The organism is uncultured Sanguibacteroides sp., assembly GCF_900543425.1.
Lineage (GTDB): Bacteria > Bacteroidota > Bacteroidia > Bacteroidales > Marinifilaceae > Gabonibacter.
Window position 1 is genome coordinate 51,679 of record NZ_UQRQ01000001.1, and the last position, 19,339, is coordinate 71,017.

Below are 19,339 nucleotides of genomic sequence, written 5' to 3' on the forward strand. Positions count from 1 at the left end.
ACGATAAACGAAGGAAAAAAGTTATACAAAAGTAATAAGAACTGTCAAATCGTCACTTATCGGGATTTGGCATAACAATTGCCTGAAGTATTGCGTAAATTCAGAAATAACTAAATTAAAAATATAGAACTATGTCAACAGGAAAGATTGGTGTTTCAACAGGGGATTTGTTCCCGATTATCAAGAAATTTTTATATTCTGATCATGATATTTTCTTGAGAGAGATTGTCTCTAACGCGGTGGATGCTTCTCAAAAACTGAGAGTACTGGCCACTAACGGAGAGTTCAAAGGGGAAATGGGAGAGTTGAAAGTAAGAGTGAAAGCTGACAAAGCGGCAGGAACATTGACGGTTTCCGATAATGGTATCGGAATGACGGGGGAAGAGGTGGAGAAGTATATAAATCAGATTGCTTTTTCCGGAGCAGAGGAGTTTATGGCAAAATACAAGGATAACGGAGCGGCAATTATCGGTCATTTCGGATTGGGATTTTATTCCTCATTCATGGTGAGCGATAAGGTGGAGATCGTTACCAAGTCCTATAAAGAGGGGGCAAAAGCCGTGAAATGGTCTTGTAGCGGAACTCCGGAATACACGATGGAAGAGACGGACAAGGCGGAACGGGGAACGGATATTATCATGTATATTAATGAAGAGGAGAAAGATTTTCTGGAAGATAATAAGATCAACGAGTTGCTGACTAAATATTGCCGGTTCTTGCCTGTCGAGATTATCTTCGGAAAGAAAAAAGAGTGGAAAGACGGAGAATACAAAGATACGGAAGAGGATAATGTAATCAATGATATTAACCCGGCCTGGACACGTAAACCTTCGGATTTGAAAGAAGAGGATTATTCGAAGTTTTATCATCAACTGTATCCGATGGCTCAAGATCCCTTGTTCCATATCCATTTGAACGTGGATTATCCGTTTAACCTGACGGGTATCCTGTATTTCCCTAAAATTGACAATAAATTCGAAATACAAAAAAATAAGATACAACTTTATTCGAATCAGGTTTATGTAACCGATTCTGTAGAAGGTATTGTTCCCGAATATTTGACTTTGCTGCACGGGGTGATCGATTCTCCGGATATTCCTTTGAATGTTTCCCGTTCTTACCTGCAAAGCGATCGTAACGTGAAAAAGATTTCCAATCATATCACGAAGAAGGTGGCAGATAGTTTGAGCGATATTTTCTCGAACAACAGGGAGGAGTACGAGAAAAAATGGGACGATTTGAAGATTTTTATCCAATATGGAATGTTGACGGATGAAAAGTTTGATGAGAGAGCCAAGGCTATTTTCCTTTTCAGGGATACCGACGGAAAATATTTTACGCTTGAAGAGTACGAGAACCTGATCAAACCGAACCAGACGGATAAGGATAATAAGGTCGTTTATTTGTATGCTACGGACGTACATGAACAATATACCTATATTGAGAAGGCTAAAAATAAAGGGTATGATGTTCTTTTGATGAATGGTCAACTGGATACTCATTTTATCAATCACCTGGAGCAAAAAAATCAAGATCACCGTTTTGTCCGGGTGGATTCGGATGTCATTGATAAATTGATTCAGAAATCCGAGACGAAGGAGACGACGTGGAGTCCCGTGGAACAAGAAGAGTTACGTGCCGTCTTTTCTTCACAACTTCCGAAAGATAACGGTATGTTTATGGTTTCTTTCGAGGCAATGGGAGAGGATAATGAGCCGGTTGTCGTTACCCGTGCCGAATTTATGCGCCGGATGAAGGAGATGGCGGCCATGAATCCGGGAATGAGCTTCTACGGAGCGATGGGAGATCAATATACCCTGGTTGTAAACACGGACCATAAGTTGGTCAATGAGGTTTTGGAAGGAGAGAAAAAGGAGATGGAGGCTAAATTGGAGCCCCTGAACTTCGAGATCAAGGAGACCGAAAGCAAGAAAACGGAGTTGGATGAATTGAATAAAGGAAAGAAGGAGGACGAAATTCCTCAGGTAGATAAAGATCGGAAGGCCGAGTATGATAAGACCATTGCCGATTTGAAGAAGCAAAAAACGACTTTGTTGGAAGAGTATGGACGTGGAAATAAGATCGTAGGACAATTGATAGACCTGGCTCTTCTCGCTAATGGCCTGTTGAAAGGCGAAGCGTTGAATAAGTTTGTAAAGAGAAGCATAGAATTGATTAAATGATTTGCATAAGAATGAGCCGGATAAAAAATCCGGCTTATTTTTTGTTATAAGAAAACAAAAAAGAGTTACCTTCGTTAAATATAATGGATATAATTTTATACATAACTTTATGCAGATTATTTATTCTTCAACAAGCTACAAAAGATCGGTAATAAAGTCAATTATTGCGATCGTTTTAGGACTTATTCTGGTATTATGGCCTACGGAGGTGTTGAACTATACGGTGAAAATCATCGGGGCTGTATTTTTTATAACCGGATTGGTGTCTTTGATCGTCTCTTATAGAGACAGGGGTGAAGATTCTCCTGGAGGATTAACATCCTTTAATGGAATCGGAAGTATTATTCTGGGTCTTTTATTCTGGTTTATGGCGGACTTCTTTACCAATATGTTAATGTATTTGTTGGGATTTATTCTGGTTATTGCCGGTATCGGACAGTTGGTATTACTGACTTCCGCACGGAAATTCGGTCCGATCTCTGCTGTAAATTATTTGTTTCCCGTGCTGATTTTGTTGGCCGGATTTATTGTATTTGCCAACCCTTTTTCGGCCAAAGAAGGCATCATTACTTTCTTCGGAATTACCACTATTTTTTACGGAGTGACCGATTTGATCAATCAGCATAATATCAATAAACTACGTAAACAGAGACAAGAGGAAGAACAACGACAGAAGATGGGTGGTGGAGAGATCGAAGATACGGAGTACGAAGAGGTCAAAGAGGATAATTGAATTTTTCACGTTTTCGAATTTTATTGTTTTCTTTGTGGCAGAATTAAAAAAAGATCTACAAAGTATCATGGTGAAAGTAATCAATGAAGAAAATTCGGTTTATAATCGTTTTTTGGCGGAATTACGGGATGTGAACATTCAAAAGGATCCTTTGCGTTTTCGTCGGAATCTGGAACGGGTGGGGGAGATTATGGCTTACGAGATCAGCAAGACGTTTCGTTACAATACATGCAAAGTACGTACCCCGATTGATGTCGCTGAAGTTATGCTGCCGGCCGATAAGGTCGTTGTTGCTTCTGTCATGAGAGCGGGGCTCCCTTTTCATCAAGGATTTTTAAACTATTTTGACGGTGCGGAGAATGCTTTTATTTCGGCGAGAAGAGCTTACCGTGAAGACCATCGTTTTGAGATCCGGTTCGATTCGATATATACGCCGGATCTGAGAGGGAAACAACTACTGCTGGTTGATCCCATGTTGGCGACGGGCGCTTCGCTTGTAATTGCTTATCGTGAGTTGTTGAAACAAGGAGGAAAACCTGCCCATACCCATATTGCGGCGGTTATAACCAGTAGACAAGGATTGAATCGTGTGACCGAAGCATTGAAAGATGAACCGATTACTTTGTGGACCGGGGCTGTCGACGAGCGGTTGACCGATAAATCTTATATCGATCCGGGAATCGGAGATGCGGGAGATCTGGCTTTTGGAGAAAAGTTATAAGAAAGTGAAGCGATTTTTCTCTATCTTTTTCTATTAACGTTTAGTTTTTAACTTTATTGTATTATCTTTGGCTTGTGGAAATGAATAAATACCTGTTAGCAGCACTTTATGTCGTGGCCGGATGTGTCGTGACAATACCTTCCGGAGGACGTAATGAAAGTGTACCTGTCGGAAGGGATAGTTACAGGTTGTTGATTTCTTCTACCCAAAAGATTATTACCGTTGCGTTAGAGAAAAAGTCAGTCGATGAACTGGCTTTTGATATGTTTGGAAACTCAGGCTTAACGGTAATAGCCGATTTAATTGCAGATCATTTTTCTTATTCGTTGGTTGCGCTTCCCGGTTTCGGGTCTCCTGATGTAACGGCCAATCCGATCCGGGCTCCCGGAAAAGCCTCGTAATTCAAGGTTTGATTCTTTATGGTTTTTGATTGTGATAGATGACGCAATCGTGTAAAACCGTTTTTAATATAAATTTCAATTTTCATAAATACAAAAGAAATATGGGTTTTAATGATATATTAAAACAACTCTTCGGTAATAAATCAGATCGGGATTTAAAAGAGTTGTTGCCTATTGTGGCCAAGGTGAATGCCGAGTGGGAAAAGGTAAAAAAATTAAGCGATGATGAGCTCCGGGCCCTCTCTGCGGATTTGAAAGCTAAGGTACACGCCTATGTAAAGGAGGAAGAAGAAGAGATTGCAGCGTTAAAGGCAAAAGTCGAAAATGAAAAGCCCTCCATTGAGGAACGGGAGGATATCTACGCGAAGATTGATAAGCTGGAAGAACAGATCGATAAAAAAATAGAAGAGGTTTTAAACGAGATCATGCCGACGGCTTTTGCCGTCATGAAAGATACGGCCAGACGTTTTACCGAGAATAAGGAGATTGTAGTCAAAGCGAACGATTTCGATCGTCAGTTAGCCGTTACGAAAGATTTTGTGGAAATCGACGGTGACGAGGCTGTCTATTTCAATTCCTGGATAGCGGGAGGGAACGAGGTTACCTGGGATATGGTACACTACGATGTACAGTTGATCGGTGGTGCCGTGTTACATCAGGGAAAAATTGCGGAGATGGCTACCGGAGAGGGTAAAACCCTGGTGGCGACCTTACCCGTTTTCCTGAATGCTTTGACCGGCCGGGGAGTGCATGTCGTAACCGTGAACGATTACCTGGCTAAACGTGACTCGGAATGGATGGGCCCGCTCTATATGTTCCATGGGCTGTCCGTGGATTGTATCGACAAAACGGAACCTAACTCCCCCGAACGTAGAAAAGCTTATCAGGCGGATATTACCTTCGGAACGAACAATGAATTCGGTTTCGATTATTTGAGGGATAATATGTCTATTCATCCCGAAGACCTGGTACAAAGAAAACACAATTACGCCATTGTCGATGAGGTGGACTCCGTGTTGATCGATGATGCCCGTACCCCGTTGATTATTTCAGGTCCGGTACCCAAAGGGGACGATCAGATGTTTGACGAGTATAAACCTCGTGTGGAAAAATTGGTCAAAATGCAGCGGGATTTGGTGACCCGTATCTTCAATGAAGCAAAAGTGCTTTTGGCTAGTGATGATAAAAAGAAAGTGGATGAAGGAGCGATTCTTTTGCTGAGAGCTTTTAAAGGGTTGCCTAAATACAAACCGTTGATTAAATTCCTGAGTGAACAGGGAAATAAGGCTATTCTGGTTAGAACCGAGAATATCTATATGCAGGAGAATAATCGCCGGATGCCGGAGATTACCGATGATCTTTATTTTGTAATCGATGAAAAACAAAATTCCATTGATCTGACAGATAAAGGACATGATACGATTACAGCCGCAGGTGAGGATCCTGATTTCTTTATTTTACCGGATATCGGCTCGGAACTGGCGGAGATCGATAAGATGGGGTTGTCGGATGAGGATAAGATTTCTAAAAAGGATGAGCTGATCCAAGGATATGCTGCCAAATCGGAACGGGTACACACGGTAAATCAATTGTTGAAGGCTTATACTCTATTCGAGCTTGATGTGGAATACGTGGTGATCGATAATAAAGTAAAAATCGTGGACGAACAGACGGGACGTATTATGGAGGGACGTCGTTATTCCGACGGTTTGCACCAGGCTATCGAAGCGAAGGAAAATGTAAAGGTCGAAGCTGCTACTCAGACATTTGCCACGATTACGTTGCAGAATTATTTCCGTATGTACCATAAGCTGGCCGGTATGACCGGTACGGCCGAGACGGAAGCGGGTGAGTTCTGGGATATTTATAAATTGGATGTGGTGGTAATTCCGACCAACCGTCCGGTAGTTCGTAAGGATGCCAATGATTATGTTTATAAGACCAAGCGCGAAAAATACAATGCCGTTATCGATGAAATTACCCGTTTAGTGGGTGAAGGACGCCCGGTATTGGTCGGTACGACCTCGGTAGAGGTCTCCGAGTTGTTGAGCCGTATGTTGAAGTTGAGGGGTATCAAACACAATGTGTTGAATGCCAAATTGCATCAACGGGAGGCGGAGATTGTGGCAGTTGCCGGTCAATCGCAAGTGGTAACCATTGCAACCAATATGGCGGGGCGTGGTACCGATATCAAATTAAGCCCGGAGGTGAGAGCAGCCGGAGGTTTGGCTATCGTGGGTACGGAACGTCATGATTCTCGTCGTGTCGACCGTCAGCTGCGCGGTCGTGCGGGGCGGCAGGGAGATCCGGGGTCTTCCCAGTTCTTCGTTTCTCTGGAAGACGACCTGATGCGTTTGTTCAGCTCCGAACGGATTATTCGCGTGATGGACCGTTTGGGACACGAAGAGGGAGATGTGATTCAGCACTCCATGATTACGAAGTCCATTGAAAGGGCTCAACGGAAGGTGGAAGAGAATAACTTCGGTATTCGTAAACGTTTGTTGGAGTACGACGACGTGATGAACTCACAGCGGGAGGTTATCTATAAAAAGAGACGTCATGCCTTGCTGGGCGAGCGGATAGGAGTGGATATTGCCAATACGATGTACGATGTATGTGAAGGGTTGGTTGAAGAGTATAAAGAGGCAAACGATCTGGAAGAGTTCCGTCTGGCCGTGTTGAAGAATCTTTCCGTTAATTACGAGATTACTCCTGAAGTTTTTCAGAAAAAATCGGGAGCGGATATTACGGAAGATTTGTACCAGCAGATGCGGGAAACCTATACACGGAAGGTGGAAAGTATCTCCCGTCAGGCTTTTCCGGTGATTAAGAATGTATTCGAACAGCGGGGAGAGTTGTTTAAGAATATTATTGTGCCTTTCACGGACGGAATAAAGATGTATAATGTCGTTACCAATTTGGAAAAGGCTTACCATTCGGGAGGAGAAGAGTTGGTTCGGGCATACGAGAAATCAATCATGCTTGCCCATATCGATGATGCCTGGAAAGAGCACTTGAGAGAGATGGACGATTTGAAACAATCCGTGCAGAATGCGACCTACGAACAAAAAGATCCGCTATTGATCTATAAATTCGAATCTTTCAACCTGTTTAAATCCATGGTCGACAAGATCAACAAGAGCGTAGTCTCCACGTTGATGAAGGGACAGATTCCTTTTGAAGCACCCGAAGATGTACGTCAGGCCGAAGAGAGACGTACGGATTTGAGTAGGATGAAAACGGGACGTTCGGATATGGCTCCGCAGGCCAACCGGGAACAACGTAAACAGGAGCCTGTGCACGTGGGACCGAAGGTCGGCCGTAATGACCCTTGTCCTTGCGGGAGTGGCAAAAAATATAAAAATTGCCACGGAAAAGAAGAGTAATAAACGAATAAAGGAATCCGGAGGTTGACGAGATTGATCTCCGGATTTCATTCTCCAGATAATCTTAAAATCAGAAACATGATTTCACTTTATATTGATTGGAACGTAAGTCCGGAAATATTTAATTTAGGAGGTATTTCTGTCCGTTACTACGGATTGTTGTTCGCGTTGGCCTTTATATTTGGCTATAAGGTTGAGGAAAAGATGTTCCAGTCGGAAGGTCTGAGTCAGAAATGGCTGGATAAGCTGTGGATATATGTTGCCATAGCCACGGTGATAGGCGCTCGTTTGGGACATTGTTTTTTCTATGACTGGGGATATTACAGCAGTCATCCTCTTGAGATCATTCTGCCGGTACGTTTTGAAGGTGGATTTCATTTTACGGGATACCAGGGACTGGCAAGTCATGGGGCTGCCATCGGAATTATCGCGGGATTGTGGTATTACTCTAAAAAAGTGAGTAAAAAGTCTATTTTCTGGATATTGGATAGAGCTGTCGTACCCATCGCTCTGGCGGGATTTTTTATCCGTATGGGAAATTTCATGAATTCGGAAATCATTGGAGCACCGACATCCGTACCCTGGGGATTTCATTTTTTGCGGGTAGACGATAGCGAGTGGATTAAGGCTGTCTTCTCCACGGAACAGATTGCTCAGTACCTGAAAGACGGGATTATTGCTAAAACCCGTACGGGGCTCCATTTTCTCAGACATCCGGCTCAATTGTACGAGGCAATTTGTTATTTGATTAGTTTTGCCGTACTTATGCATCTCTATTGGAAAACGAAGGTGAAAGAGAGGCAGGGATATCTTTTCGGGATGTTTCTCGTATTAATCTTTACGGCTCGTTTTGTCATCGAGTTCTTTAAGGAGGTACAGGAACCCTGGGAAGCAGAAATGGCATTGAAGATGGGACAATGGTTGAGTATTCCATTTGTCTTGTTCGGTGCGTTTATGATATGGTACAGCAGTCGGAAAAAAGTTAAAGTAAGAAATTAAATCAGTTCGTTCATATATAACTATTCATTCATATGGCTGTATACGATAAAGAGTTTATGAAAGAGGCAATACGCATTGCCGTAGAGAATGTGAAAAACGGAACAGGAGGACCCTTTGGGGCGGTTGTCGTACGTGATGGGAAAATTATTGCCACTTCCGGCAATACGGTTGTTCCGGATAACGATCCGACGGCTCATGCCGAAGTAAATGCCATACGAAAAGCTTGTAAACAATTGGATTCCTTTCAATTAAAAGGATGCGATATTTATTCCAGTTGCGAACCCTGTCCCATGTGTCTGGGTGCTATCTACTGGGCTCGTCCCGATCACCTCTATTATGCCTCAACGAAAGAGGATGCTGCCGACGGCGGGTTCGACGACTCTTTTATCTATAAAGAGATTGCCTTGGACGGCCCCAATCGTTTTATACCCTTTATCAATAAACGGGAAGAGGGAAGCGGGGAGGAGTTCCGGCTATGGAAAGAGAACGAAAACAAAACAGCATATTAACAAATCGACCGAAAATTTTATTTTTCGGTCGATTTCTTTTAAAGGATTAAGTTAGAGAAAAATATAAAAGAAATGTAATAATCCTATTGTTGCAGAATTCGTTTTTTGTGGAAAAATAGTATATTTGCGCCTTGAAGAAACGTCTTATGGCGTTATGTTAAACCAAAATTTAAAGTTATGAGCGAAGACCCTTATAACCAGTGTAGAAAAACAGATTGTTTAATCGCTCTGTAAGGGTACGTTGTTTCTCCTTGCGGGGCTAAACTGTAAGGAGATATGAACGAAATTACAATTCGCTTCCGGCTACTTATTGAGAATAAGAGTTGGAAAATCCTCAAACAAGAACTTGTTAAATTAGATCCGGCACGGATTGCCGATATTATTACGGATATCTCTTCGGATAACGAACGGATTATCTTGTTTCGGCTACTGACAGGCGAACAGGCCAAACAGACATTTCAACGCCTTTCGCACGACGAACAGGAAGATATTATTAACGGGCTTGCTGCCAATAGTAACAAAGTAACACGATTGCTTGACGATCTTGATCCGGATGACCGTACTGCTTTTTTCGAGGAGCTTCCCGGTAAGGTGAGCCAGAGATTGATGCAATTGATGTCTCCCGATGAGCGTGTTATTGCAATCAAACTTCTGGGATATCCGCAGGACAGTATCGGACGCTTGATGACTCCCGAATATGTTGCGGTAAAAACCAGTTTTACCGTTGAGCAGTCATTGGAACATATCCGGAAATTCGGGAGAGATTCGGAGACGCTGGATGTTATTTACGTGGTAGATGATTCATGGAAACTCGCGGGGAGTATTCGTATCAAAGAGATCATACTTGCCTCGCCGCAACGGATGGTTACGGAACTGACTATGGATTATCTTGTATCCCTTAATGCCTATGACGACAGGGATTTAGCCGTGAAGGTTTTTAAAGAGCATGACCTGAGTGTCCTGCCTGTTTTAGATAGTAACGGTGTGTTGGTCGGTATCGTTACGGTGGATGATGTCATGAATCTGGTAGAAGAAAAGGCTGCCGAGGAGTTCCAAAAATTCGGTTCATTGCAAGATGTGGTGGCAAATCCTCTTAAAGCCCGTGTATCGCAGCTTTACAGGCAGCGTATCGTATGGTTGATCGCCTTGGTTTTCATGAATGTTTTTTCCGGATCTGCAATAGCTGATTTTCAGAATGTTATCGAGTCAGTAGTGGCACTTGTCTTTTTTCTTCCGCTGTTGATAGACAGCGGTGGGAATGCAGGTTCGCAATCGGCGACGCTTATGATACGGGCATTGGCTGTAGGTGAAGTACAAATGAAGGATTGGTTCTATTTATTGGGCAAAGAGTTGCTGGTGTCATTATTGCTCGGCCTTACGATGGCTGTTGGAGTATCGGCTGTATCAGCATTCCGGGCTCCCGAGATTATGCCGGTTGTTGCCGGCACGATGGTATTGGCCGTTGTAGGGGGGAGTGTCATCGGCATGTTGTTGCCGTTCATCTTTACAAAATTCAGGGCCGATCCTGCCACGGCGAGTGCACCGCTTATTACGTCTCTATGTGACATTATGGGAGTGTTGATCTATTTCTCGTTGGCTTCGTGGTATTTCGGACTTTGATCGTAAGAATTGAAAAAGGTGCTTTTGACAGCACCTTTTATTGATTGATTTCATCCAGAATGGCCTGGATTTCATCTTGACAGCCACCACAACCACATCCTGCATTTGTAGCGTCTCCGACTTCTTCTACTGTTTTTAAGCCTTGTTCCTGAATAGCTTTTACGATATCAGCCTTTGATACTTGAAAACAGTTACAGATTATTTCCTCGCTCATAGATTATATTATTATACTGTTTTGTGTACGTTTCAAAGATAAACTATATTTCTTTAAGAGTCCTTATAGATACGATATTATCTATTTATGAACGGATAGAGAAAATCTATTTATACTAAAACGAGGTCGTAAAAGCGACCTCGTTTTAGTATATTGAAAGATTCGGATTATTTCAGGTTGTTATAGAAGAATTTCCAGAGATTATCTTCCAGCGGAGGGGTAGCCGTGATGGTGATCATTTCCTGTTTCACGGGATGCATAAAACTAATGCTACGAGCATGTAAGCTAATGCCTCCTCCGGGATTGGAACGAGGTGAACCGTATTTCAGGTCGCCTTTAATAGGACATCCTATTTTAGCTAACTGGCAGCGAATCTGGTGATGTCTGCCCGTGCAGAGCTTTACTTCTAACAGGAAGTAGTTTTGGCTTCCATTGATTAGCTTGTATTCCAAAATAGCTTCTTTGGCCCCTGGGCGAGGACGGGTATACACAGAAGATTTATTTTTCTCCGTATCGCGTACCAAATAATGGACTAAGCGTGCTTCATCCTCTTGCGGCAGTTCGCTTACGATCGCCCAGTAAATTTTAGTTATTTCGTTATCATGTTCTTGGAACATTTTATTTAAGCGGGTTAGGGCCTTGCTTGTTTTGGCAAAGAGAACAACACCGCTTACAGGTCTGTCCACCCGGTGGGGAATTCCGAGAAATACATCTCCCGGCTTATTGTATTTCTCTTTGATGTAGGCTTTCACCTGCTCGCTGAGAGGTTCGTCTCCGGTTTTGTCTGCCTGTACAATATCGGAACTTTTTTTATTGACGGCAATGATGTGATTATCCTCGTATAAAATTTCCAAGCTCATTTTATTCTATTCTTTTCAAATTTAATATTGTTCCCTTTCGTTCGGGAAGTTTCTGCTTTTTACATCGTTGATGTAATTACTTACGGCTCCGCTGATCTCTGCGTACAGATTATGATAGCGACGTAAGAAACGAGGAGAGAACTCCTGATTGATACCTAACATATCGTGTATAACCAGTACCTGACCGTCAACGCCACCACCTGCACCGATTCCGATGACCGGTATCGTTAACTCTTTGGCAACACGGGCGGCTAATTGGGCCGGAATCTTCTCCAAAACGAGTGCGAAGCACCCCGCTTCCTCTAACAAGTGGGCGTCTGCTACCAACTTTTCAGCCTCTTCATTTTCTTGGGCCCGAACTACATAGGTTCCGAACTTGTGAATACTTTGTGGGGTTAATCCCAAATGCCCCATAATCGGTATTCCGGCAGAAAGAATGCGGGCAATGGATTCCAGTATCTCTTCGCCTCCTTCTAATTTTACGGCATCCGCACTGGTCTCTTTCATGATGCGTATGGCGGAGCACAAGGCCTCCTTGCTGTTTCCCTGGTAGCTACCGAAAGGCATATCGACAACCACGAGAGCACGATCTACACCTCTGACGACAGAAGCCCCGTGGTAGATCATTTGATCGAGAGTGATCGGTAGAGTCGTTTCATGTCCTGCCATGACGTTCGAAGCCGAATCTCCGACAAGGATAACATCTATACCTGCATGATCAATGATTTGGGCCATGGAGAAATCGTAGGCCGTTAGCATGCTTATTTTTTCACCCTTTAGTTTCATCTCTGATAAAACATGGGTAGTAACTCTTTTTACTTTCTTTTGAACTGACATTGCATTCTGATTTGTAAATCCGGTGACGTATCACTTGGATTCAAGGTTCTGAAATGTTCCGATAAGTGTTTGCGAACCGGTCACTTTCTGACCTAATTTTACATCGATTTGGGTTCCAAGAGGTAAAAACAGATCCACTCTTGAACCGAATTTAATAAATCCTGCATGTTCATCCTGACGAGCTTCTCCTCCCACGGGAGCATAAGAAACAATTCGTTTGGCCATGGCTCCCGCAATCTGTCGCATAACGATCTCTTGTCCGTTTCGGGTTTCAATGGCAATGGTTGTTCTCTCGTTTTCCGTGGAAGATTTCGGTAGGTAGGCTGCCATGTATCTTCCTTGATGGTATTTAAAATATTTGATAATGCCGTTTACGGCGAACCAATTAATATGTACGTTGAAAATATTCATGAAAATAGATACTTGAATACATTGACTTTTCAGATATTCGGGTTCGTATGTCTCTTCGACAACCACGATTTTTCCGTCAGCAGGGGCTAAAATAGTGTTATCGTTTACCTGAATATGCCGATTGGGAAATCGGAAAAAGTTTACGATTAACAGGTATATAACGGCACTTGATATAAGTATGATCCGAAAGATAAGATCGTTTGGAATAAAGACAAAAACCAATACGTTTATAAAAGCAATAAACACAAAAATCTTAAATAGTAACGGATAACCAGCCTTATGTATTTTCATCGGATAATATTTTAGTCAGTTTTCGCAAAGAGCGATTTGTCTTTCTTTGTTTTTACATATGATTTTATCAAAACAAGTCGCAAAGTTAATACATGAATTCCATATAAACAAAAATAGCGGGGATTGCGAAGATAATTGCATCGAATCGATCCAAAATTCCGCCGTGTCCCGGCAATATATTGCCCGAATCTTTTATCTCTATACTTCGTTTGAAAAGGGATTCCAACAAATCCCCGTATATACCGAATACGACGACGATGCAGGCTATGATGGTTGTGTCTATAATAGTGTATCCTTCAATATGAGGGGCGAGCCCCAAAGCGGCAAGGATAGTTGTGACCCCTCCGCCGATAGCTCCTTCCCAAGATTTTTTGGGCGATATTCGGGGAAATAATTTATGCTTCCCGAATTGAGAACCGAACAAGTAGGCGAATGTATCGTTAATCCACACGAGTAAAAATGGAAAAAAGATAATTTCCGGCATCCATTGACCGGAAGTCATGTAAGGAAGATATATCAATAGGGTGAAAGGAAGACTGATATACAATAAGGCGTAATAGGAGAAAGCTATATTCTGGAAACCATTTCCTTTTTTTCGATATAATTCCCGGATGGCCATCAGAAAGGTCAACAGGAAAAAGAATAGGTAGCCGTCCTTGTAATCAATATAGTTGTGCAGGAAGCCTACCGTGAAAAGTACGCTACCACACAGGATACAGAAAGGAAAATTAATGTGGATATTCATTTTTTTTGCCATTCTTCCGAATTCGATAATTCCTAATATATTGATAATAAAAAAGAGTATATAAAAGCAAATGGGGTGTATAAAAATACACCCTGTTAAAATGAATACGAACAGCAATCCGCTGATAGCTCTTTTCCAGAAATTACTCACGATTGTTCTTGTTTTTGATTACTTTTTCAGCCTCTTCTTTATGCTCCTTGTTCACCATTACATTTATCTCCCCGAGCATGGTATAAGAAGAATCTTTTTGATTTAAAATCACGGCAGGAATGTTCGAATCGATCAATAATTCTTTGATCCTTTCCGCTTCAAATTCCTCATTTGTTGTAAAAACAGATACCCAGTTGTCCATGACGTATGTTTTAAATTAATCCATATTGTCTTTTGGGGCGTCTTGAGGCTTCGCCTCTTCTTCCTCGTCTGACCAAGGGCGTTTTCCTAAAATATTTTCCAAATCATCGCTGAAAATTACTTCTCTTTCGATTAATAGTTCCGCAACCTGTTTATGTTGTTCCTGATGTTTTCTAAGTAATTGTTTTGCTCGTTCGTAAGCAGCGCTGACCATTTCCTTCACTTCTGCATCGATAAGTTCTGCCGTCTTTTCGGAATAGGGTTTTGTAAAGCTAAAATCACTTTGCCCCGTGGAATCGTAGAAGCTTAACGTTCCGATTTTGTCGCTCATACCATAAATGGATACCATCGCATATGCTTGCTTTGTCGCTCTTTCCAGATCATTTTGAGCTCCTGTTGAAACTTGCCCGAAAACGAGTTCTTCGGCGGCCCTTCCTCCCAATACGGAACACATTTGATCTAATAACTGTTCTTTCGTGGTGATCTGCCTTTCCTGAGGTAAATACCAAGCGGCTCCCAGAGCCTTGCCTCTCGGGACAATGGTTACTTTCAAAAGGGGATGAGCATGCTGCAATAGCCAAGAAACGGTGGCATGACCAGCTTCATGGTAGGCAATCGTTTTCTTTTCACTAATTTTTATCACTTTGCTACGATTCTCGAGACCTCCCACGATTCGATCGATAGCATCCAGGAAATCTTGTTTCTCCACGGCAGATTTGTCTTTTCTGGCCGCAATAAGAGCGGCTTCATTTGCCACGTTGGCAATATCTGCGCCTGAGAATCCCGGTGTTTGTTTAGCCAGAAAAGAGTAGTCCACGTTGTCGGCCAGTTTCAGCGGTTTCAGATGGACTTTGAATATTTCTTCCCGGTCTTTTAATTCCGGTAGATCCACGTATATCTGACGATCGAAACGTCCGGCTCTTAAAAGGGCGCTGTCCAGAATATCAGCCCGGTTTGTTGCGGCTATGATTATGACTCCCGAATTGGTTTCGAACCCGTCCATTTCCGTCAACAATTGATTCAACGTATTTTCCCGTTCATCGTTTGAACCCATGTTCGGATTTTTACCTCGGGCACGTCCGATAGCATCGATCTCATCGATAAAGACGATGCAGGGAGCTTTTTCTTTGGCTTGCTTAAACAAATCCCGAACGCGGGAAGCTCCGACACCGACGAACATCTCCACGAAATCGGAACCCGACATGGAGAAGAAAGGTACGTTTGCCTCTCCCGCCATAGCTTTTGCCATTAAAGTTTTACCTGTTCCCGGAGGACCGACCAATAAAGCTCCTTTGGGTATTTTTCCTCCCAATTTCGTGTATTTGTCCGGACTCTTCAAGAAAGAGACAATCTCTTCTACTTCCTGCTTGGCTTCCGCTAATCCGGCCACGTCTTTAAAAGTTACTTTCACGTTGGATTCTTTGTCAAAAAGTTTTGCCTTTGATTTTCCCACGTTGAAAATTCCTCCTCCTCCGCCACCTCCGGCATTTTTACTCATTCTTCGGAAGAAGAAAATCCAAATGAAGATAAGGATAGCCAGAGGGAAAATGATGGATATGACATCACTCCACCAGTTGTATTCTTGTTTATAGTCGATGGTAACACTCGTTGCCCCGGGGATCTCCTTACGTGCCTCCTCCATGTTTTTTTCAAAGGTTTCAGTCGAACCTATTGAAAAATAAAATTGAGGGCCGTTTTCATTGTTTTTGAATCCTTTGGAGACTAATTTACTGTAATTCTCGATCTTATCAGGTTGTAGGTACACATTTACCCGCCCCGTGTTAGTGATCACCACGAATTCTTTTACATCTCCCTTTTCTAACATTTGAGTTTTGACTTCTTGCCAAGTCGTCCTTTCCGGACTGGTCGGCATATTGAGGAAGTTGAAACCGATGATGATGGCGGCGATTATAATGTACATCCAGTATCCGCTGAATTTAGATCCTTTATTGTTTTTTCCTCCTCCTACAGGGGGAAAGTTGAAGCCTTCATTTTTATTGTTTTCTGCCATAATTTATTGTTAAATTCTCTTCTAATCTTGTTATTTTTGCATCTACCCAAAAGTCCTCCAATTGGTAATAGTCTCGTTGCTCTTTTTGAAAAATATGCACCACGACATCCCCGTAATCTAACACGACCCATTGGGCTTGATCTTCTCCTTCTTTATGTATAGGTGTTTCTTTCAGTTCCTCCCGAACCGAATCGTGAACATAGTCCGCTAAACTCGCAACATGAGAGTTTGAAGTTCCATGACATATTACGAAGAAACTACAAAAACAGTTTTCTATTTTTCTCAGATCAATTTTTACGATATCAACACCTTTATGATCATCCAGTGTTTTTACTACATTCTCCACGATTTTTTCTGCTCCGCTCATTCTAAAAATAGTTTTAAAATCCAGTACAAATATACATTTTTATTTAGACTTAAAAGGTTTTGAAGGGACTCTTCTTGATTTCTATCAAAAAATGTACCTAAATTTATTTTCTTATTTATTCTGACGATTTGACAGTAAAATAAGTTATAGAAAATGGGGTTGAAAATAATATACAAATTGTTAAAGTTTTTGGAGAGAAGCCGTGTATTTAACAAATCTTATTTATAGTTTTGCAAACTTGAATAGAGGAAGTAAGTAAACTTATTTCCCTCGCATTCTTTAAAGAATGACTCGAAATATTGTCGTTTTAAGTTTAAATGAAAAGAAATGGAGAAATATCTTATACCATTAGTACCGGGGCCGGTTTCAGTTCCCAAAGAAATTTTGAATGTTGCGACCTTTAATTACGGTTCTGCCGATTTGGAGCCGGAATTCTTGTCTATGTACCGGGAAACGGAAAGATTACTGCAGAAAATGATGAACACGAAAAACCATGTCGTTATTCAAACGGGAGAAGGCATGCTGGCTTTGTGGACAGCATTGAAAAGTACGTTGCTGCCAGGAGATCGGGTATTGGTTATTTCTACCGGTATCTTTGGTTATGGTTTTGGCGAAATGGCGGAATCCATCGGTTGTGAGGTAAGGACATTGGCTTTCGGATTCGACGAAACGATAACGGATTTTGATTTGATTGAAAAGGCAATAAAGGATTTTCAGCCTAAAATGATTACTTTGGTGCAAAATGAAACGCCGAGTGGAACGATGAACCCGGTGAAGGAGATCGGAGATTTGAAAGTAAAATACAATGTTCCGTTACTATGCGTGGATATTGTATCGGGCTTAGGTGGTTCGTGCATTGACATTGATGGTTGGAATGTGGATTTGGCACTGGGCGGTTCGCAGAAATGCCTGTCTGCTCCCGCGAACATGTCATTCCTTTCCGTGAGCGAAAAAGCGTGGGGCATTGTCAAAGAAGTCGCTTACCCCGGATACGAGGCCTTATTGCCTTTCCTGAAGGCTATTGAAACGGGATGTTTTCCTTACACACCTTATTGGCACGGTATAGCCCAATTGCATAAGGCATGTGAGTTGATATTTGAAGAAGGGCTGGAAAACTGTATCAATCGCCATAAGACCGTGGCGGAATATTGCCGGGGACGAATCAAGGAGATGGAATTGAAGCTTTATCCGCTCGAGGATGCGATATGTTCTCCTACGGTTACGGCCGTTTATGTTCCGGAGCAAATGACCTGGGAAAAACTGGATAGCGAATTGCGTTTGCAGAATATGGTTGTGGGTGGAAATTATAGCTGTTTGGCCGGCAAAGTATTTCGTATAGGACATATGGGATCGCAGGCTAATATGAATTTGGTGAAAGAGGCTATGGATATATTGGAGACGGTTGTTCACAATATATAGTGTCGGCTTTTTTAATAAGTCCATAATGACGGAATGGTTTGAAGTGCATCAATTGTCGTGCTGGATAAAGGCATTATACGGCATAGATTGCCCCGGATGCGGTTTTCAGACGGCTATATTGTTATTGATGAAAGGAGAGGTGTCGGAGTCGATTGTAACCTATCCGGCATTACTTCCGTTTATGTGGTTTATCTTGTTGATTATAGGGAGAATAGTAGGAATAAAGAAAATTAAAACAGGCTTGTTAAAAATTAGCGGGTTTGCTTGTTTGATTATAATTTTAATGTCATATTTGTTTAAATTAATGTCGATCTAAAATACAAACGAATGGAAGTAGAAGAATTAAAAAAAACGAATTTACCTAATGCTACGGCAATATTGGTTTTGGGTATTTTATCACTTATATTCTGTTGGATGTGTTACGGAAGTATAATTGGGGTCATACTGGGTATTATAGCCATCGTTCTGGCTTCGGAACCCCGTAAGATGTATCTGCAAAATCCGCAGCTTTATACAGAAAGTTCTTATAAAAATTTAAATGCAGGAAGAATATGTGCTATCGTGGGGCTTTGTATTTCTCTTGCCATGGTTGTGTTTATGATTCTAATGGTATTGGGAATAGCTGCTGTAGGCCTGAGTTCTTCCATGATGTAGGATTAAATGAATATAGAATATGGATTACAGATTTGAAATCAGCTTACCGAATAGTTCGGATTTTAGATGTGAGATCGCAATTGGTGGAGATCAGACGTTTCAACAGCTTCATGATAAAATCGTGGATGTGTTGAATTACGACAATTCACAAATGGCTTCTTTTTTCACGATTGACAAAATGGGGAATCGGGGAAAAGAGATTGCATTAATGGATATGGCGACCGACGAGGAAGAGAGTGATACTTTGGTAATGGATAGTACGAAGATCAGCGATATTATAAAGCCGGGTTGTTTGGAGTTGGAATACGTTTTTGATTTCTTTACGAATCGTTATTTCAAGGTGGAATATGCCGGGGAATATGTTCGTGATTCCTCCGATGTTATGCCCGTGTGTGTGTTCTGCGACGGGGATATTCCAGAGCAGTTTTCCTACGATGAAGGTAACGATAACTGGGACTTTGATAAGCCGGAAGAGGAATTTGAGGGTGAGTATGATGATAGCTTTATGGAAGAATTCGGTAACGATAGTTACGAGGATGAGGACCGGGAAGATCGGGGATACGACGAGGAGGATTATCGGGAAGATCGTTACGAGAGTTTGGATGATTATATCGACAGACTTTAACT

The 19,339-nt window shown here is 42.0% G+C and carries 20 protein-coding genes; 12 read left to right on the forward strand and 8 right to left on the reverse strand.

The genetic code is table 11. From position 1 onward, the window contains the following. The first annotated feature begins 131 nt into the window (after positions 1 to 131). The 8 genes from htpG to mgtE all read left to right on the forward strand — a co-directional run bounded on the left by htpG (position 132) and on the right by mgtE (position 10,552). Positions 132 to 2,183, forward strand: a complete 2,052-nt coding sequence (gene htpG / locus QZR76_RS00165; protein ID WP_294139335.1) for a molecular chaperone HtpG — start codon at positions 132 to 134, stop codon at positions 2,181 to 2,183. 109 nt (positions 2,184 to 2,292) lie between these two features. Continuing rightward, complete coding sequence (locus QZR76_RS00170; protein ID WP_294139337.1) at positions 2,293 to 2,916, forward strand: DUF308 domain-containing protein; 624 nt, start codon at positions 2,293 to 2,295, stop codon at positions 2,914 to 2,916. Between the two features lie 67 nt (positions 2,917 to 2,983). Next, positions 2,984 to 3,637, forward strand: a complete 654-nt coding sequence (gene upp / locus QZR76_RS00175; protein WP_294139593.1) for a uracil phosphoribosyltransferase — start codon at positions 2,984 to 2,986, stop codon at positions 3,635 to 3,637. A gap of 74 nt (positions 3,638 to 3,711) precedes the next feature. Continuing rightward, the gene (locus QZR76_RS00180; RefSeq protein WP_294139339.1) at positions 3,712 to 4,038 is read left to right on the forward strand and encodes a hypothetical protein; all 327 of its coding nucleotides are present in this window, start codon (positions 3,712 to 3,714) and stop codon (positions 4,036 to 4,038) included. A gap of 101 nt (positions 4,039 to 4,139) precedes the next feature. After that, complete coding sequence (secA, locus tag QZR76_RS00185; RefSeq protein WP_294139341.1) at positions 4,140 to 7,424, forward strand: preprotein translocase subunit SecA; 3,285 nt, start codon at positions 4,140 to 4,142, stop codon at positions 7,422 to 7,424. A gap of 78 nt (positions 7,425 to 7,502) precedes the next feature. Continuing rightward, positions 7,503 to 8,423: a prolipoprotein diacylglyceryl transferase gene (gene lgt, locus QZR76_RS00190; protein WP_294139343.1), complete on the forward strand. Its 921-nt coding sequence runs from the start codon at positions 7,503 to 7,505 to the stop codon at positions 8,421 to 8,423. A 32-nt stretch (positions 8,424 to 8,455) separates the two neighbouring features. Beyond that, on the forward strand, positions 8,456 to 8,932 hold the full coding sequence (locus QZR76_RS00195) for a nucleoside deaminase (RefSeq protein ID WP_294139345.1): 477 nt from the start codon (positions 8,456 to 8,458) through the stop codon (positions 8,930 to 8,932). Between the two features lie 276 nt (positions 8,933 to 9,208). After that, positions 9,209 to 10,552: a magnesium transporter gene (gene mgtE / locus QZR76_RS00200; protein WP_294139347.1), complete on the forward strand. Its 1,344-nt coding sequence runs from the start codon at positions 9,209 to 9,211 to the stop codon at positions 10,550 to 10,552. Between the two features lie 37 nt (positions 10,553 to 10,589). Here the strand turns inward: mgtE and QZR76_RS00205 are convergent, their stop codons facing one another. The 8 genes from QZR76_RS00205 to rsfS all read right to left on the reverse strand — a co-directional run bounded on the left by QZR76_RS00205 (position 10,590) and on the right by rsfS (position 16,639). Further along, positions 10,590 to 10,766: a (2Fe-2S)-binding protein gene (locus QZR76_RS00205; protein WP_294139349.1), complete on the reverse strand. Its 177-nt coding sequence runs from the start codon at positions 10,764 to 10,766 to the stop codon at positions 10,590 to 10,592. Positions 10,767 to 10,933: 167 nt separating this feature from the next. Next, positions 10,934 to 11,620, reverse strand: a complete 687-nt coding sequence (locus QZR76_RS00210; RefSeq protein WP_294139595.1) for an RNA pseudouridine synthase — start codon at positions 11,618 to 11,620, stop codon at positions 10,934 to 10,936. A gap of 27 nt (positions 11,621 to 11,647) precedes the next feature. After that, the gene (gene panB, locus QZR76_RS00215) at positions 11,648 to 12,463 is read right to left on the reverse strand and encodes a 3-methyl-2-oxobutanoate hydroxymethyltransferase (RefSeq protein ID WP_294139350.1); all 816 of its coding nucleotides are present in this window, start codon (positions 12,461 to 12,463) and stop codon (positions 11,648 to 11,650) included. Positions 12,464 to 12,493: 30 nt separating this feature from the next. Continuing rightward, entirely contained in the window at positions 12,494 to 13,165 is a 672-nt protein-coding gene (locus QZR76_RS00220) for a phosphatidylserine decarboxylase family protein (RefSeq protein WP_294139352.1), read from the reverse strand. A gap of 85 nt (positions 13,166 to 13,250) precedes the next feature. Further along, positions 13,251 to 14,060, reverse strand: coding sequence for a phosphatidate cytidylyltransferase (locus QZR76_RS00225; RefSeq protein ID WP_294139356.1), 810 nt, complete (start codon positions 14,058 to 14,060; stop codon positions 13,251 to 13,253). After that, positions 14,053 to 14,262, reverse strand: a complete 210-nt coding sequence (locus QZR76_RS00230; RefSeq protein WP_294139358.1) for a DUF2007 domain-containing protein — start codon at positions 14,260 to 14,262, stop codon at positions 14,053 to 14,055. The genes QZR76_RS00225 and QZR76_RS00230 overlap by 8 nt, the downstream gene beginning before the upstream one ends. Before the next feature lie 15 nt (positions 14,263 to 14,277). Further along, positions 14,278 to 16,272 (reverse strand): ATP-dependent zinc metalloprotease FtsH, encoded by a 1,995-nt coding sequence (ftsH, locus tag QZR76_RS00235; protein WP_294139359.1) that lies wholly within the window; start codon positions 16,270 to 16,272, stop codon positions 14,278 to 14,280. Beyond that, entirely contained in the window at positions 16,256 to 16,639 is a 384-nt protein-coding gene (gene rsfS, locus QZR76_RS00240; RefSeq protein ID WP_294139360.1) for a ribosome silencing factor, read from the reverse strand. Before rsfS ends, ftsH begins: the two co-directional genes overlap by 17 nt. Positions 16,640 to 16,966: 327 nt before the next feature. On the opposite strand from rsfS, the gene QZR76_RS00245 reads away from it, so the two are divergent. Genes QZR76_RS00245 through QZR76_RS00260 form a run of 4 tightly spaced genes read left to right on the forward strand, consistent with a single transcriptional unit; the run spans position 16,967 to position 19,337 of the window. Next, complete coding sequence (locus QZR76_RS00245; RefSeq protein WP_294139362.1) at positions 16,967 to 18,058, forward strand: aminotransferase class V-fold PLP-dependent enzyme; 1,092 nt, start codon at positions 16,967 to 16,969, stop codon at positions 18,056 to 18,058. Positions 18,059 to 18,083: 25 nt separating this feature from the next. Beyond that, the gene (locus QZR76_RS00250; protein ID WP_294139364.1) at positions 18,084 to 18,374 is read left to right on the forward strand and encodes a DUF2752 domain-containing protein; all 291 of its coding nucleotides are present in this window, start codon (positions 18,084 to 18,086) and stop codon (positions 18,372 to 18,374) included. 11 nt (positions 18,375 to 18,385) lie between these two features. Then, positions 18,386 to 18,712 (forward strand): CCC motif membrane protein, encoded by a 327-nt coding sequence (locus QZR76_RS00255; RefSeq protein ID WP_294139365.1) that lies wholly within the window; start codon positions 18,386 to 18,388, stop codon positions 18,710 to 18,712. A 19-nt stretch (positions 18,713 to 18,731) separates the two neighbouring features. Next, positions 18,732 to 19,337 (forward strand): hypothetical protein, encoded by a 606-nt coding sequence (locus QZR76_RS00260; RefSeq protein ID WP_294139366.1) that lies wholly within the window; start codon positions 18,732 to 18,734, stop codon positions 19,335 to 19,337. The last annotated feature ends 2 nt before the right edge of the window (positions 19,338 to 19,339 follow it).

Bases quoted from the DNA above. Each gene is read 5' to 3' on its own strand.
- QZR76_RS00205 (WP_294139349.1), bottom strand. From the start codon at position 10,766: ATGAGCGAGGAAATAATCTGTAACTGTTTTCAAGTATCAAAGGCTGAT.
- QZR76_RS00260 (WP_294139366.1), top strand. From the start codon at position 18,732: ATGGATTACAGATTTGAAATCAGCTTACCGAATAGTTCGGATTTTAGA.
- rsfS (WP_294139360.1), bottom strand. From the start codon at position 16,639: ATGAGCGGAGCAGAAAAAATCGTGGAGAATGTAGTAAAAACACTGGAT.
- QZR76_RS00220 (WP_294139352.1), bottom strand. From the start codon at position 13,165: ATGAAAATACATAAGGCTGGTTATCCGTTACTATTTAAGATTTTTGTG.
- panB (WP_294139350.1), bottom strand. From the start codon at position 12,463: ATGTCAGTTCAAAAGAAAGTAAAAAGAGTTACTACCCATGTTTTATCA.
- QZR76_RS00245 (WP_294139362.1), top strand. From the start codon at position 16,967: ATGGAGAAATATCTTATACCATTAGTACCGGGGCCGGTTTCAGTTCCC.
- QZR76_RS00170 (WP_294139337.1), top strand. From the start codon at position 2,293: ATGCAGATTATTTATTCTTCAACAAGCTACAAAAGATCGGTAATAAAG.
- htpG (WP_294139335.1), top strand. From the start codon at position 132: ATGTCAACAGGAAAGATTGGTGTTTCAACAGGGGATTTGTTCCCGATT.
- upp (WP_294139593.1), top strand. From the start codon at position 2,984: ATGGTGAAAGTAATCAATGAAGAAAATTCGGTTTATAATCGTTTTTTG.
- secA (WP_294139341.1), top strand. From the start codon at position 4,140: ATGGGTTTTAATGATATATTAAAACAACTCTTCGGTAATAAATCAGAT.
- lgt (WP_294139343.1), top strand. From the start codon at position 7,503: ATGATTTCACTTTATATTGATTGGAACGTAAGTCCGGAAATATTTAAT.
- QZR76_RS00250 (WP_294139364.1), top strand. From the start codon at position 18,084: ATGACGGAATGGTTTGAAGTGCATCAATTGTCGTGCTGGATAAAGGCA.
- QZR76_RS00255 (WP_294139365.1), top strand. From the start codon at position 18,386: ATGGAAGTAGAAGAATTAAAAAAAACGAATTTACCTAATGCTACGGCA.
- QZR76_RS00230 (WP_294139358.1), bottom strand. From the start codon at position 14,262: ATGGACAACTGGGTATCTGTTTTTACAACAAATGAGGAATTTGAAGCG.
- QZR76_RS00195 (WP_294139345.1), top strand. From the start codon at position 8,456: ATGGCTGTATACGATAAAGAGTTTATGAAAGAGGCAATACGCATTGCC.
- ftsH (WP_294139359.1), bottom strand. From the start codon at position 16,272: ATGGCAGAAAACAATAAAAATGAAGGCTTCAACTTTCCCCCTGTAGGA.
- mgtE (WP_294139347.1), top strand. From the start codon at position 9,209: ATGAACGAAATTACAATTCGCTTCCGGCTACTTATTGAGAATAAGAGT.